Origin of the sequence: Citrobacter sp. TBCP-5362 (assembly GCF_005406305.1) — a bacterium.
Lineage (GTDB): Bacteria > Pseudomonadota > Gammaproteobacteria > Enterobacterales > Enterobacteriaceae > Citrobacter_B > Citrobacter_B koseri.
In genome coordinates this window covers 89,720-102,773 of record NZ_CP040234.1, presented here as the reverse complement: position 1 = coordinate 102,773, position 13,054 = coordinate 89,720, and the positions used below count along the sequence as shown (strand labels likewise).

At 48.4% G+C, this 13,054-nt stretch carries 15 protein-coding genes; 7 read left to right on the top strand and 8 right to left on the bottom strand.

The window, feature by feature from the left end; genetic code table 11:
- Position 1 precedes the first annotated feature (1 nt).
- Both rfaQ and FD428_RS00480 read left to right on the top strand, forming a co-directional pair.
- Complete coding sequence (gene rfaQ, locus FD428_RS00485) at positions 2 to 1,057, top strand: lipopolysaccharide core heptosyltransferase RfaQ (protein WP_104868024.1); 1,056 nt, start codon at positions 2 to 4, stop codon at positions 1,055 to 1,057.
- On the top strand, positions 1,058 to 2,002 hold the full coding sequence (locus FD428_RS00480) for a glycosyltransferase family 8 protein (protein WP_114848118.1): 945 nt from the start codon (positions 1,058 to 1,060) through the stop codon (positions 2,000 to 2,002). It begins immediately after the preceding gene.
- Between the two features lie 25 nt (positions 2,003 to 2,027).
- On the opposite strand, the gene FD428_RS00475 is transcribed toward FD428_RS00480, so the two are convergent.
- From FD428_RS00475 to FD428_RS00460, 4 genes are read right to left on the bottom strand one after another with little or no spacing between them, the layout of a single operon-like run.
- Positions 2,028 to 3,020 (bottom strand): glycosyltransferase, encoded by a 993-nt coding sequence (locus FD428_RS00475; protein ID WP_047460263.1) that lies wholly within the window; start codon positions 3,018 to 3,020, stop codon positions 2,028 to 2,030.
- 37 nt (positions 3,021 to 3,057) lie between these two features.
- Positions 3,058 to 4,077 carry a glycosyltransferase gene (locus FD428_RS00470; RefSeq protein WP_012135766.1) on the bottom strand — a complete coding sequence of 340 codons (1,020 nt, stop codon included), beginning with the start codon at positions 4,075 to 4,077 and terminating at the stop codon, positions 3,058 to 3,060.
- 31 nt (positions 4,078 to 4,108) lie between these two features.
- On the bottom strand, positions 4,109 to 4,906 hold the full coding sequence (rfaP, locus tag FD428_RS00465; protein ID WP_047460260.1) for a lipopolysaccharide core heptose(I) kinase RfaP: 798 nt from the start codon (positions 4,904 to 4,906) through the stop codon (positions 4,109 to 4,111).
- Positions 4,899 to 6,023: a glycosyltransferase family 4 protein gene (locus tag FD428_RS00460; protein WP_047460257.1), complete on the bottom strand. Its 1,125-nt coding sequence runs from the start codon at positions 6,021 to 6,023 to the stop codon at positions 4,899 to 4,901. The genes rfaP and FD428_RS00460 overlap by 8 nt, the downstream gene beginning before the upstream one ends.
- 422 nt (positions 6,024 to 6,445) lie before the next feature.
- Here FD428_RS00460 and waaA point away from each other — a divergent pair, with 422 nt between their 5' ends.
- Together waaA and coaD are read left to right on the top strand one after the other, a co-directional pair.
- The gene (gene waaA, locus FD428_RS00455) at positions 6,446 to 7,723 is read left to right on the top strand and encodes a lipid IV(A) 3-deoxy-D-manno-octulosonic acid transferase (protein ID WP_012135770.1); all 1,278 of its coding nucleotides are present in this window, start codon (positions 6,446 to 6,448) and stop codon (positions 7,721 to 7,723) included.
- A gap of 8 nt (positions 7,724 to 7,731) precedes the next feature.
- A complete protein-coding gene (coaD, locus tag FD428_RS00450; RefSeq protein WP_114848119.1) occupies positions 7,732 to 8,211 on the top strand; it encodes a pantetheine-phosphate adenylyltransferase in 480 nt (159 codons plus the stop codon).
- 51 nt (positions 8,212 to 8,262) lie between these two features.
- Here the strand turns inward: coaD and mutM are convergent, their stop codons facing one another.
- The 4 genes from mutM to radC form a co-directional block, all read right to left on the bottom strand.
- On the bottom strand, positions 8,263 to 9,072 hold the full coding sequence (gene mutM / locus FD428_RS00445) for a bifunctional DNA-formamidopyrimidine glycosylase/DNA-(apurinic or apyrimidinic site) lyase (protein WP_047460253.1): 810 nt from the start codon (positions 9,070 to 9,072) through the stop codon (positions 8,263 to 8,265).
- A 98-nt stretch (positions 9,073 to 9,170) separates the two neighbouring features.
- Positions 9,171 to 9,338, bottom strand: coding sequence for a 50S ribosomal protein L33 (gene rpmG, locus FD428_RS00440; protein ID WP_001051798.1), 168 nt, complete (start codon positions 9,336 to 9,338; stop codon positions 9,171 to 9,173).
- A 20-nt stretch (positions 9,339 to 9,358) separates the two neighbouring features.
- Complete coding sequence (gene rpmB, locus FD428_RS00435; protein ID WP_003024071.1) at positions 9,359 to 9,595, bottom strand: 50S ribosomal protein L28; 237 nt, start codon at positions 9,593 to 9,595, stop codon at positions 9,359 to 9,361.
- Positions 9,596 to 9,811: 216 nt separating this feature from the next.
- Positions 9,812 to 10,474 (bottom strand): DNA repair protein RadC, encoded by a 663-nt coding sequence (gene radC, locus FD428_RS00430; RefSeq protein WP_114848120.1) that lies wholly within the window; start codon positions 10,472 to 10,474, stop codon positions 9,812 to 9,814.
- A gap of 173 nt (positions 10,475 to 10,647) precedes the next feature.
- Here radC and coaBC point away from each other — a divergent pair, with 173 nt between their 5' ends.
- The 3 genes from coaBC (at position 10,648) to slmA (ending at position 13,010) form a co-directional block, all read left to right on the top strand.
- Positions 10,648 to 11,868 (top strand): bifunctional phosphopantothenoylcysteine decarboxylase/phosphopantothenate--cysteine ligase CoaBC, encoded by a 1,221-nt coding sequence (coaBC, locus tag FD428_RS00425; protein WP_114647614.1) that lies wholly within the window; start codon positions 10,648 to 10,650, stop codon positions 11,866 to 11,868.
- Entirely contained in the window at positions 11,846 to 12,304 is a 459-nt protein-coding gene (dut, locus tag FD428_RS00420; protein WP_006687626.1) for a dUTP diphosphatase, read from the top strand. Before coaBC ends, dut begins: the two co-directional genes overlap by 23 nt.
- A 109-nt stretch (positions 12,305 to 12,413) precedes the next feature.
- The gene (gene slmA / locus FD428_RS00415) at positions 12,414 to 13,010 is read left to right on the top strand and encodes a nucleoid occlusion factor SlmA (RefSeq protein ID WP_012135776.1); all 597 of its coding nucleotides are present in this window, start codon (positions 12,414 to 12,416) and stop codon (positions 13,008 to 13,010) included.
- Positions 13,011 to 13,054: the final 44 nt, after the last annotated feature.

Below are 13,054 nucleotides of genomic sequence, written 5' to 3'. Positions count from 1 at the left end.
TATGTTTGATAAAGTAGAAAGAATTCTTATTTGCAAGCTTAAGTTTTATGGCGATGTTCTGCTCATTACCCCTGTTATTGCCAGTATCCAGGCACGTTATCCGCACGCAAAAATTGATCTTCTTCTTTATAAAGACACCAGGGCAATTTTGGCTGCTGATGAGAGAATCAACAACTTTTACCTTATTGAAAAAAAGAAAGGTCTGCTGGAAACCATTAAAAATTATATATCGGTACGCCGCCAGCTGAAAAAAAACCACTATGACCTTATTGTCAACTTAACCGAGCAATGGCCTATTGGCGCACTTATCGCTTCCCTACGCCGCCCCTCTATTGCCTTTAAAAGGGACAAGAAGCAGTGGAATTGCCTTTTTACAAAAGTCACACCAACAACCGGAACTCATATTGTTGAGCAAAACTTATCCATTCTAAAAGGCCTCGACTTTAGTGAAAGCGAGCTCAAAAAAGAGATGTTGCTCTGCTATCGCGAGAGTGACTATCAATATTTACTGACTCAGCTTCCCGCGCTTCCCACGCAAAAATACGTTGTGATTCAACCCACTGCAAGACAGTCCTTTAAGTGCTGGGATGATGAGAAATTTGCGCATGTCATAGATTATTTGCAGCAACGCGGTCTGCATGTTTACCTGACCTGTGGACCCGCAGTACAAGAACAGCAGCAGGTAGCGCGTATCGCCGGACTGTGTCAATCACCACCAGACCTGACGGTGGCAGGTAAAACGACCTTCCTGCAACTGGCGGCGTTAATCGATCATGCAGTACTGTATATCGGCGTGGACTCCGCCCCCATGCATATGGCTGCCGCATTAGGTACGCCGCAGGTATGTTTGTTTGGCGCCACAAATTATCAACAGTGGAAACCCTGGTCAGATAAAGCTGCGCTGATCTGGGCAGGCGATTATCATCCAATGCCGACCCGGGCAGAACTGGACAGATCCCGGAAATACCTGACCTGGATACCAGAACACGCAGTTATTGACGCTATCGACACCGTGCTCCATGATAGCAACCCGGTTGAAGGAAATGAGACAGCGTAAATGGATAACAAAACTAACGTAATTAATATTGCCTACTGCACAGATGCTAATTATCTGGAGTATGTTGCCGTATCCATTATGTCTGTCATAATGAATAACCCTGAGCAATCTCTCGCATTTTTTGTCTTTGTCTATGATGTCAGTGATGAAGACATTGCGAAGCTACAGTCGACCAGTAATAAAATTCAGGTTATCACGATCGATAAGGCTGATATTGAAAAATATAACAATGATTTTGCGATAAAACATCTCAATCGCTCAACTTATATGCGTCTGGCTGTGCCCCGTTTACTTAAAGACAAAGTAGCACGTTTTATCTATCTTGATGCCGATACGCTATGCTTTGACTCACTCAGTGAGATTAACAGCGTTGATATTGATAATGTTGTTTGCGCCGTCAGCCATGACTCTCTCAACATTCATGATAATAAACACGCCCGGCGATTAGGGCTGAGCATCGATCACTATTTTAACGCTGGTTTCCTTTATATTAATGTCACGAACTGGATTAAGCATGACATTGAACATAAAGCAAATACCGTGTTATTTGAGCAAGGAAAATCATTGCCTTACTTTGATCAGGACGCACTCAACATTGCAATGAACGGCAATATTACGTTTATTGATAACCGCTGGAATTTCCTGTTTAACTGGTTTACTGACGAACAGAAAGAAAATTTCTTCTATCACAGTGACACGCTGCCAAGAATCATTCATTTTACGGGCGGAAGAAAGCCGTGGTATAAAGAACATACGGGGCTGTCGCAACAGCTTTATGTTTTCTACCACCATTTCACGCCCTGGCGGAATGCAGAGTTACGCTCTTATGCCCCTCGTATGAGGCCTACCGATTATCGGGTGTACTCCCGTCAGGCGGCAAAAAAAGGTAATTATTTTACCGCCATAAAATGGTACGCAAAGTACCTCAAAACCAAGATTCATTAAAAAAAGCTCCCCTCGGGGAGCTTTTTTACTTACCTTTGACTTTTTCGGCCAGATAGCCTATGTAGCTGATAATTGAAGCAATATATTTACCCTGTAGCCTTTCATGACGTGACTTCTTCTTATACTGCTTTGGCGTTCTGGCAGGCAACAACGGCACATTCGCCCATGGTGAAGCCTTCCATGCCTCCACAAAATACTGTGCAGACGGATAATTTGCCCAGGAATTCCAGGGTTTAGTTACCCCAATATAGTGAATAAGAATGGTATCCGCCGTTATATATTCTTTATAGCGTGATATATCTTTGCTTTTTAACTCTTGTTTTATACCATATATCGCATTGTAGATACGCGGTAAAAAGATCACTTTATTTAAGAAAAGAATATTTAAAACATCCTGATCGGGGAAAGAGAGTTTCTGATTTTTATCCAGGAGGATATCAAATGCAGCACCAATAAAGTTCTGCTCTTTCCACTTTTTAAGATTCGCATAGATCACACCAGAGTTAAAATAATCACTATTTTTCTCAATATCTCTGGCAGGACTATCATCGACGTCCCTTACTACCGCAGCAACATGCTCATCAAGGTTGAGATGACTCAATTCAACAAGTGAGCCTTTGCATATCACGTCTGCATCAATGTACAGGAGTGAATCAACTTTTTCACCTAAATATTCAAATGCGATAAAACGGAAATACATCGCATGAGACCAGGCATTACCGCTGGGCAATACCTTTAGCCCCTCGGCATCCATAACATATATTGAGATGTTAGTAGAGAATTGCTGCGCCAGCATACTTATTTTCTGTTGATAATCATCATCCACATAATCAGTAAAAAGATGGAAATGGATATTGATGTCTTTATTATGTATCAACACTGATGTCATCGAAATCGCGGCGCCAAACATGAAGTTTTTATCAACACCCCAGGCGATATTGAGCTGTGGACTCTCCCCGGCTGGTGCTTGATTAAAATCAAGTATCTTTTTTATAGACTGATGGCAATCAAAAATCATTCACTACACCTATTTAAATTTATTTTCAACAAGCCACTCAATGCACTTTAGCGCCGTGTAGCTTATTTTTAATATACATTATATGGCTAAATATAGAACGAATATATTTTCGCTGTATCCTTTCATGGCGTGACTTACGCTTATATAATTTTGCCGTATTTGCATTGAGTAACGATTTTTCGGCCCATGCCGATTTTTTATAAGCCTCAATAAAGTACTTAGAAACCGGATAGTTAGCCCACGTATGCCACGGTTTTGTCACGCCGACATAATGAATTAATACCGTACTCTCAGTGATAAAGTCCTGATAACGATATTCATTTTTATTCTTCAGTTCCTGGTCTACGCCATAAATACAATTAAAATCACGCCTCAGCAGGATCACATGCCCAACAAATAAGATATTCAGGATATCCTGGTCAAAATAAAGCAGTTCTTTCTGACGCTCATGCAAAACTTCAAAGGCTTTGGATAACAGTTTTTTTTCTCTCCAGACATGGAGATTAGCGAATACCACCCCTGAATTAAAATAGTCACGAGCTAACTCAGGAATACCCAGTCTCTGCCCGGATTTTAAACGTACTCGATCAATATCATTAACAACAGCCGCATATTCTCCGGCAAAATGAATATCCGTCAGTTCCCGCAGCGAATTTTTACAAACGATATCGGCATCCAGATACAGCACAGAATCCAGCTCACGACTTAAATACTCGAACGCAAAATAGCGATAGTACATCGCATAGGTCCATGCTTTAGTACTCGGCAACTTGCGAAACGCCTCATTATCGAAAACTAAGACCGTTACCGTTGTACCATACATTTGCGTGAGTCGTTCCACGCTTTCCAGGTACTCATCATCAACATAGTCCGTCACAACATAGAAATGGATATCAATATCAGGGTTGTTCACCAACACTGATGTCATTGAAATTCCAGAGCCAAATAAAAAATTTCGATCTACACCATATGCAATATTCAACTTTTTGCTTTTCTGGTGTGTAGCGTTGTCGATAACCTTTTTTTGAATTATTACGTTTTCAAAATCAATGTTCATGATGAGATCACCTCAAACCCTGTATGTGATTTTATAACGCTTTTCTTATCGTTCTTTGTTTGATTTTTTGTGCTTTCGCCGCCGCTTGTTCAAGCAAACTGGCTTCCTTGCGAAGAATTTCACGCAGTGGCATCGAGAAATAAACGCGTAAAAAACGATAAATATCTCTCGAGGTCAGGCCAATTTCGAGTGAGGAGAAATAGAGTCCAATCAGATCCTTATCACGCCAGCGACGCGGCACCCGGCGACGAATTTGCGCGCGATGCAGATCAATCACGGAAAGTTTTATATCAGCCACATCAGCCGGTAACGGTTGCTGTAGTAAAAAATGGCAAATATAACAATCCCGATGATTCACCCCACCACGATGCATTTTCCCCACCATCTCCGCCAGTCGGGTGATAATGGTTCGTTTTAAGGTGAGGTCAGGACGTTCTTCACTCCACCTGGCGCAAAAGTCTTCAAGGCTTATTGCCGGCGAGAGGTCTTCCGTGATGATAAACGATGTCCGCTGCAACGGATTAAACCCTTTTTGCCCAAACGCGACGCCGGTCATGGTATCAACATTCAGTGATTGCAGACGGTGAATAGCCAGCCACTCGCGATCCGCGCCAAGAACGGGCATACGCAAGGAAATAAGGTTTTTTAGCACTTCTTTCAGCGTGGTTCCGTGATGGTATTTCAGGAAATACCCTTTACCCATCATCTCAAAACGCAGCGTCCGCCGGGTCTCCAGAGCGCGGAAAACCTCCCCGTCCAGTTTCGTTACTTCGACAAACGGATCTTTACCTTGCCACTGCGTAGCGAATGGCTCTTTTAATTCAATCATTCTCAAAACCTAAAATGATATCAGCCGCTTTATCAGCCAGACTGTAGAGATCTTCTGTATCGGCAAAGTGTCTTGCATGACTTGCCCATTCACTTCGCTGCTCACCTTTCTCCAGCGCATCGCAGAGGGAAGCATTCAGGACTTCCTGTGCAAAAGGCTCCGGTATAACAACGCCACACTGCGCAGCATTGATATAGTGCGCATATCCACAAACTTCGGTGGTCAACACGGGTAGCCCGGCGACAATCGCCTCTAATAATACGATTCCGGCCGCTTCCTGAACGGCAGGATGAAGCAGCAAATCAGCAGCAGACATCAGCGCTGAAATATCATCGCGCCCTGAAAAAAACTGCACCTGCTTCTCAATCCCTAATTGACGCGCCTGGGCCTGATACCGGTCGGCCTTGTCTTGCCCGACAACCATCAATCGCGTACGTTGACGTATTGCTTCAGGTAAAGAAGCTACCGCCAGTAACGTTCTTGGTACCCCTTTGCGTTTAAAATCCGAACCTACCTGCAAAAGCAGGAACTGATCTAACCCAATGCCATTTTTTTCTCTGACAATCTGTCTGCTGTTTTCAGGTTGCTGGCTGTATTTCCTGTCCGGGTATATCCCTGGCGGCAAAATATGAAAACGGCGATCCTCAGTATGATAATGATGCTTAAAGTCACCGATTTGCTTATTTGTTAACATCAAAAGCTCGGTATGAGCACCTTGCTGGAAGGTCGCTTTTTCAAAAGCTGCATAGTGCTTATAACGACTGGTCAGCTTATAAAAGAAACCCTTTTCACGGGCGACTTTTTCCGCGTAGCACACATCTGCCGCATAATAGACATCAAGCCCGGGCATTTTATTAAACCCAACGACGCGATCGACGGGATGTTGGCTCAGGTAACTCTGAACCCACTGATAATACTGTTCATTTTTTCCATGATTAGTTCTGGCAGTCACCGGAACAAGGATAATTTCAAGGTCGGAGGGACGTTCGCCCTGCCACTGCTGAGTCAATACCTGAACATGATGGCCACGCGCCGCAACCGTATGCGCTATACGCAGGAAATCACGCTGCAACCCGCCATAGGGAAAATATTTGTACAAACAAAAAGCAATGGTCATGCAATAATATCCGCGTTACGTCGCCAAACATCCCAGGCCTGGCAGGTAAAAGCGCCGTAATCTTTGTCTGCAAACAAAGACTACCCTCCATATTCCCGGCGCCCTGAAGGCTGATGGCTGCCTGAATTTGCGCAGTAGTATACCATTGATTAGCTCCCGAACCGAAATGAATGTTTTTTAAGCAAAAAGTTAATTTTTAATTTCAAAACAATAAGATGTAAACCATTACTATTGAAGGACAGAGTACGATTTCACGCGTTATTCGGCGTTAACAGCCTGTTTTGATGTATCTGGAGAAAAACACCTACCGCAAATAATGTATTGTCAATTCAGGTGTTTTAGTGCAACAAGGATAAAAATGATGGTAAAGCCCAGGCTAAATACATAGAATCCCCAGCACATCCATCAGTCAGCTATTTACTATGCTCGAATTGCTTTACACCGCCCTTCTCTACCTTATTCAGCCCTTGATCTGGATACGGCTTTGGGTGCGTGGACGTAAAGCGCCAGCCTACCGTAAACGCTGGGGCGAACGTTACGGTTTTTACCGTCATCCGCTTAAACCTGGCGGGATCATGCTGCATTCCGTCTCTGTGGGTGAAACACTGGCGGCAATTCCTTTAGTTCGCGCCCTGCGACACCGTTATCCTGATTTGCCGATTACCGTCACCACCATGACGCCTACCGGCTCAGAGCGCGTACAGTCCGCATTCGGCAGCGATGTTCAGCACGTCTATCTTCCTTATGATTTGCCCGATGCGCTCAACCGTTTCCTGAATAAAGTTGACCCTAAACTGGTGTTGATTATGGAAACCGAGCTCTGGCCGAACCTGATTGCCGCGCTGCATAAACGTCATATTCCGTTGGTTATCGCCAACGCGCGCCTTTCCGCCCGATCGGCTGCTGGCTATACAAAGCTGGGGAAATTTGTTCGCAGACTGCTGCGGCGCATTACGCTAATCGCGGCGCAAAATGAAGAAGATGGCGCGCGTTTTATCGCGTTGGGTGCGAAAAATAACCAGCTCACCGTCACCGGCAGTCTGAAATTTGATATTTCCGTGACGCCGCAGCTTGCAGCAAAAGCGGTTACGCTGCGTCGCCAGTGGGCGCCGCACCGCCCGGTGTGGATCGCCACCAGTACGCATGACGGCGAAGAGAGTATTGTTATCGCCGCTCATCAGGCATTGCTGCATCAATTCCCTAACCTGCTGCTGATTCTGGTTCCTCGCCATCCAGAGCGGTTCCCGGATGCGATTAACCTCGTGCGCCAGGCAGGGCTCAGCTATACCACGCGTTCCTCAGGAGAGGTGCCGTCCGCCAGTACCCAGGTTGTTATTGGCGATACAATGGGCGAATTAATGCTACTGTATGGTATTGCGGATCTCGCATTTGTCGGCGGTTCGCTGGTTGAACGCGGAGGACATAACCCGCTGGAAGCTGCCGCACACGCGATACCGGTATTGATGGGCCCTCATACCTTTAACTTCAAAGATATTTGCGCCCGACTGGAGCAAGCAAGCGGGCTGATTACCGTAACCGATGCCACTACGCTGGTAAAAGAGGTTTCGTCTTTACTGACCGACGCGGATTATCGTAATTTCTACGGTCGACACGCCGTTGAAGTGCTGTACCAAAACCAGGGTGCGCTACAGCGTCTGTTACAACTGCTGGAACCTTACCTGCCACCGAAAACGCATTGAGGGCTGTCATGCAAAAACGGGCGATTTACCCAGGAACCTTCGATCCGATCACCAACGGCCATATTGATATCGTGACGCGCGCGACGCAGATGTTCGATCACGTTATCCTCGCCATTGCCGCCAGCCCCAGCAAAAAACCGATGTTTCCCCTTGAAGAGCGTGTAGCGCTGGCGCAACAGGCGACGGCGCACCTCGGCAACGTGGAAGTCATGGGATTCAGCGACTTAATGGCCAACTTCGCGCGCATTCAGCAGGCCAATATTTTGATTCGCGGCTTGCGCGCCGTGGCTGATTTTGAATATGAAATGCAACTGGCGCACATGAATCGCCATTTAATGCCGCAGCTTGAGAGCGTCTTCCTGATGCCTTCAAAAGAGTGGTCTTTTATCTCTTCTTCGCTGGTAAAAGAAGTGGCGCGCCATCAGGGCGACGTTACCCACTTCTTACCGGAGAACGTTCATCAGGCCCTGATGGATAAGCTGAAGTAAAACGCTTTTGCCGGATGGCGCGTCAGCGCGTTATCCGGCCTGCAATCCATCTTATTTCTGACACTGACGGCAGTAGAACGTCGCCCGTTGCGCGTGTTTAGCCGCAACGATCGGCGTACCGCAAACCCGGCACGGTTCCCCTTTACGTCCGTAAACCTGCAACTCCTGAGCAAAATAGCCCGGCTTACCGTCGCTTTGCAGAAAATCTTTCAACGTTGTACCACCCTGCTCGATGGAACGCAGTAAAACTGCCTTAATCACGCGAGCCAGCAGCTCACACTCAGCCTGCGATAATGACGACGCCAGACGGTCAGGATGGATACCAGCCGCAAACAACGACTCGCTGGCGTAGATATTTCCCACGCCCACCACCAGTTTGTTATCCATCAGCCAGGGTTTAATTGCCGTTTTCTTCTTCGCACATTTCTGCTGCAAATAGGCTCCGTTAAAATCGTCGCTCAGCGGCTCCGGGCCGAGATGCGCCAGCACGTTATGCCCTTCCAGCTCTTTCGTCCACAGCCAGGCGCCAAAGCGGCGAGGATCGGTGTAGCGCAGGACTTTGCCATTGCTCATCACCAGATCAACGTGGTCATGTTTTTCAGCGGGAAGTTCTTCAGGAAGGATACGCAAACTGCCCGACATTCCCAGATGAATGATTATCCAGCCATCCGGTAACTCCAGCAGCAAATATTTCGCGCGGCGTTGAACGCTGAGAACGGGTTTATCGCTCAGGCGGTAGATCTCTTCCGATACCGGCCAGCGCAGACGTCCATTACGCACATTGGCATGCAGAATGGTTGCCCCAACCAGATGCGGTTCAATGCCGCGGCGGCTGGTTTCAACTTCAGGTAATTCAGGCATAACGTCTCCGGCTCTGTTTCAGGTCTCATTAATATGGGGACGGCCAGAAAACAAAAAACCCCGCCGAAGCGAGGTTTTTCACTACATCAAAGCGAGAATTATTTGATTTTCGCTTCTTTGTAGATAACGTGCTGACGGACAACTGGATCGAACTTTTTCAGTTCCAGTTTTTCCGGCTTAGTACGTTTGTTCTTCGTGGTGGTATAGAAGTGACCAGTACCAGCAGAAGAAACCAGCTTGATTTTCTCACGAATACCTTTAGCCATGATTTATTTCCTCTAAGTACTTAGTACTTTTCGCCACGGGCACGCAGTTCGGACAGAACTGTTTCGATGCCTTTCTTATCAATTACACGCATACCTTTAGCAGATACACGCAGGGTGACAAAACGCTTCTCGCTCTCAACCCAGAAACGGTGAGAGTGCAGGTTAGGCAGGAAACGGCGTTTAGTCGCGTTCAGTGCGTGGGAACGGTTGTTACCGGTCACCGGACGCTTGCCAGTAACTTGGCAGACTCGGGACATGTCTATTCTCCAAAAATCAAATTAGCTCGAGCTTCGTATGGGGTATTGGCGCCTCGTCAGGCTTCTCAGCCTGGTTATCGCAGTTCATTGTGAACTCTCGATTGCCAGGCCCAAATGCCAAACCCGAGATTCTCAAAGGTGGCGTAGTATACGCTGTGTAAGCGATGTGCTCAAGTCCCGAACAGACAAAGATCCCGATGGATCGCGCGAAGTGTTCTAAATCCAACCACGTTCGGCAAAAGAAACGTACTCTCCGCGCCCAATCACAAGGTGATCCAGTACTCGTATATCCATGAACTGACAACATTTTACGACACGTTCGGTGATGAGTTTATCCGCTTTGCTCGGTTCTGCACACCCCGAGGGGTGATTATGAGCAAGGATCACCGCAGAAGCATTTAATTTTATCGCCTCGCGGATAATCTCGCGCGGATGCACCTCGACATGATTCAGCGTGCCGGAAAAAAGACGGCTGTGTTTAATCACCCGGTGCCGGGCATCCAGAAAGATCACAAGGAAGATCTCCCGCTCTTCCCCCGCCAACTGGCTTTGCAGAAACTCACGCGTCATTTCCGGGCTCAACAACGCGTTTTCCTTCATCATGCGCACCTTGTAATAGCGCCTTGCCAGTTCGGCAACCCCCTTAAGCTGCGCATACTTAGCGATACCGATACCTGTACCGCGAAATTGCGCGAAATCCGCAGACAGCAACCCATAGAGCGACCCACTGCGTTGCAGCGTTTCATGCGCCAGAGCCATCACATCTTTTCCTGGCACTCCTGTACGTAAAAAGAGTGCCAGCAATTCAACATCCGTCAGCGAACCAATTCCTGACTTCAACATTTTTTCCCGGGGCATTAAACGTTCCGGCGCATCCATACGTTCACCTCCTTAAGCACGCCTCATGGTGGCATAGCTCTTGGGGTGAATCGACGCCCGTATTTCACTCCTGCGTAGCGCCTCGCAAAGTGAATTACGGGCAACTGCACGACGGGATTCAGGATTGTGATAAAATGTCCGCCTTCTGGTGCAATCCAACAGGAAAGATCATGATGAGCCTGGCTGGCAAAAAAATCGTTCTCGGCGTGAGCGGCGGCATTGCTGCCTATAAAGCCCCTGAACTGGTGCGTCGTTTACGCGAACGCGGCGCCGACGTCCGCGTGGCGATGACCGAAGCGGCAAAAGCCTTTATCACGCCCCTGAGCCTACAGGCGGTGTCGGGTTATCCCGTCTCTGACAGTCTGCTTGACCCTGCCGCAGAAGCCGCGATGGGCCATATTGAGCTGGGGAAATGGGCGGATTTAGTTATCCTCGCGCCAGCCACGGCAGATCTGATCGCTCGCGTCGCTGCCGGTATGGCCAACGATCTGGTTTCAACGATTTGTCTGGCGACACCCGCCCCGATTGCCGTGCTTCCGGCCATGAATCAGCAAATGTATCGCGCCGCCGCCACGCAACATAATCTGGATGTACTCGCGTCACGCGGAATGCTTATCTGGGGGCCGGACAGCGGCAGCCAGGCGTGTGGAGACGTGGGGCCAGGACGCATGCTCGACCCGTTGACCATTGTGGATATGACGGCAGCGCATTTCTCCCCTGTCAACGATCTGCAACATCTCAACATCATGATTACGGCGGGCCCGACGCGCGAGCCGCTCGATCCGGTGCGTTATATCTCTAACCACAGCTCCGGTAAGATGGGATTTGCCATTGCCGCCGCCGCCGCACGACGCGGCGCCAACGTTACGCTGGTTTCCGGCCCCGTTGCGCTGCCCACGCCACCTTTTGTTCAGCGCATTGATGTGATGACCGCGCTGGAAATGGAAGCGGCGGTCCAGGCAGCGGTTCAGAAGCAGCATATTTTCATCGGCTGTGCTGCGGTTGCTGACTACCGTGCAGCCGCCGTCGCCAGTGAAAAAATTAAGAAACAGGCGACGCAGGGCGATGAATTAACAGTCAAAATGGTCAAGAACCCTGATATTGTCGCCGGGGTCGCCGCACTCAAAGACAAGCGTCCTTATGTCGTTGGGTTTGCCGCGGAAACAAATAATGTGGAAGAATACGCCCGGCAAAAACGTATCCGCAAAAACCTTGATCTGATCTGCGCGAACGATGTTTCGCTTTCAACTCAAGGATTTAATAGCGACAGCAACGCATTACACCTTTTCTGGCAGGATGGAGATAAAGCCTTACCGCTCGAACGGAAAGCGCTCCTGGGCCAATTATTACTCGACGAGATCGTGACCCGTTATGATGAAAAAAATCGACGTTAAGATTCTGGACCCGCGCGTTGGGCAGCAATTTCCGCTTCCAACTTATGCCACCTCCGGCTCCGCCGGACTTGACCTGCGCGCCTGTCTCGATGACGCCGTAGAACTGGCGCCTGGCGCAACAACGCTGGTGCCGACCGGTCTGGCGATTCATATTGCCGATCCGTCTCTGGCGGCGGTAATGCTGCCACGTTCCGGCCTGGGCCATAAGCATGGTATTGTGCTCGGCAATCTGGTCGGCCTGATCGACTCTGACTATCAGGGTCAGTTAATGGTTTCCATCTGGAACCGTGGCCAGGACAGCTTTACCATTGAGCCAGGCGAACGTATTGCTCAGATGGTTTTCGTACCGGTTGTACAAGCCGAATTTAATCTGGTGGAAGAGTTTGAAGCCACCGACCGTGGTGAAGGCGGCTTCGGCCATTCTGGTCGCAAGTAAGACATTTACGCATCCTGATAACGACATAACATCGCCGCAAACGCTGAGTTTGCGGTCATAGTGTGGATGCTCGCCTGGCAAGTGCTTATTTTCAGGGGTATTTTGTAACATGGCAGAAAAACAAACTGCGAAAAGGAATCGTCGCGAAGAAATACTTCAGTCTCTGGCGCTGATGCTGGAATCCAGCGATGGAAGCCAACGCATCACAACAGCGAAACTGGCAGCCTCCGTCGGCGTTTCTGAAGCGGCGCTGTATCGCCATTTTCCCAGTAAGACTCGCATGTTCGATAGTCTGATTGAGTTTATCGAAGACAGTCTGATTACCCGTATCAATCTGATCTTAAAAGATGAGAAAGACACCAGCGCGCGTCTGCGTTTAATCGTGTTGTTGATTCTGGGCTTCGGCGAACGCAACCCAGGCCTGACGCGTATCCTCACCGGTCATGCGTTAATGTTTGAACAAGATCGCCTGCAAGGACGGATTAACCAGCTGTTTGAGCGCATTGAAGCGCAGCTGCGTCAGGTTCTGCGGGAAAAAAGAATGCGCGAAGGCGAAGGGTACGCCACGGATGAAACCCTGCTGGCAAGTCAGTTGCTGGCGTTTTGTGAAGGGATGTTGTCCCGCTTTGTACGCAGCGAGTTCAAATACCGCCCAACGGACGATTTCGACGCCCGCTGGCCGTTGGTTGCTGCGCAATTGCAGTAACAGCGTAGCCGGATGGCGGCGATGCCTTATCCGGCCTTACAGGC

What these genes read in the sequence shown, in the direction of transcription:
- rfaQ (WP_104868024.1), top strand. Translation starts at nt 2, where the DNA reads ATGTTTGATAAAGTAGAAAGAATTCTTATTTGCAAGCTTAAGTTTTAT.
- FD428_RS00480 (WP_114848118.1), top strand. Translation starts at nt 1,058, where the DNA reads ATGGATAACAAAACTAACGTAATTAATATTGCCTACTGCACAGATGCT.
- FD428_RS00475 (WP_047460263.1), bottom strand. Translation starts at nt 3,020, where the DNA reads ATGATTTTTGATTGCCATCAGTCTATAAAAAAGATACTTGATTTTAAT.
- FD428_RS00470 (WP_012135766.1), bottom strand. Translation starts at nt 4,077, where the DNA reads ATGAACATTGATTTTGAAAACGTAATAATTCAAAAAAAGGTTATCGAC.
- rfaP (WP_047460260.1), bottom strand. Translation starts at nt 4,906, where the DNA reads ATGATTGAATTAAAAGAGCCATTCGCTACGCAGTGGCAAGGTAAAGAT.
- FD428_RS00460 (WP_047460257.1), bottom strand. Translation starts at nt 6,023, where the DNA reads ATGACCATTGCTTTTTGTTTGTACAAATATTTTCCCTATGGCGGGTTG.
- waaA (WP_012135770.1), top strand. Translation starts at nt 6,446, where the DNA reads ATGCTCGAATTGCTTTACACCGCCCTTCTCTACCTTATTCAGCCCTTG.
- coaD (WP_114848119.1), top strand. Translation starts at nt 7,732, where the DNA reads ATGCAAAAACGGGCGATTTACCCAGGAACCTTCGATCCGATCACCAAC.
- mutM (WP_047460253.1), bottom strand. Translation starts at nt 9,072, where the DNA reads ATGCCTGAATTACCTGAAGTTGAAACCAGCCGCCGCGGCATTGAACCG.
- rpmG (WP_001051798.1), bottom strand. Translation starts at nt 9,338, where the DNA reads ATGGCTAAAGGTATTCGTGAGAAAATCAAGCTGGTTTCTTCTGCTGGT.
- rpmB (WP_003024071.1), bottom strand. Translation starts at nt 9,595, where the DNA reads ATGTCCCGAGTCTGCCAAGTTACTGGCAAGCGTCCGGTGACCGGTAAC.
- radC (WP_114848120.1), bottom strand. Translation starts at nt 10,474, where the DNA reads ATGGATGCGCCGGAACGTTTAATGCCCCGGGAAAAAATGTTGAAGTCA.
- coaBC (WP_114647614.1), top strand. Translation starts at nt 10,648, where the DNA reads ATGAGCCTGGCTGGCAAAAAAATCGTTCTCGGCGTGAGCGGCGGCATT.
- dut (WP_006687626.1), top strand. Translation starts at nt 11,846, where the DNA reads ATGATGAAAAAAATCGACGTTAAGATTCTGGACCCGCGCGTTGGGCAG.
- slmA (WP_012135776.1), top strand. Translation starts at nt 12,414, where the DNA reads ATGGCAGAAAAACAAACTGCGAAAAGGAATCGTCGCGAAGAAATACTT.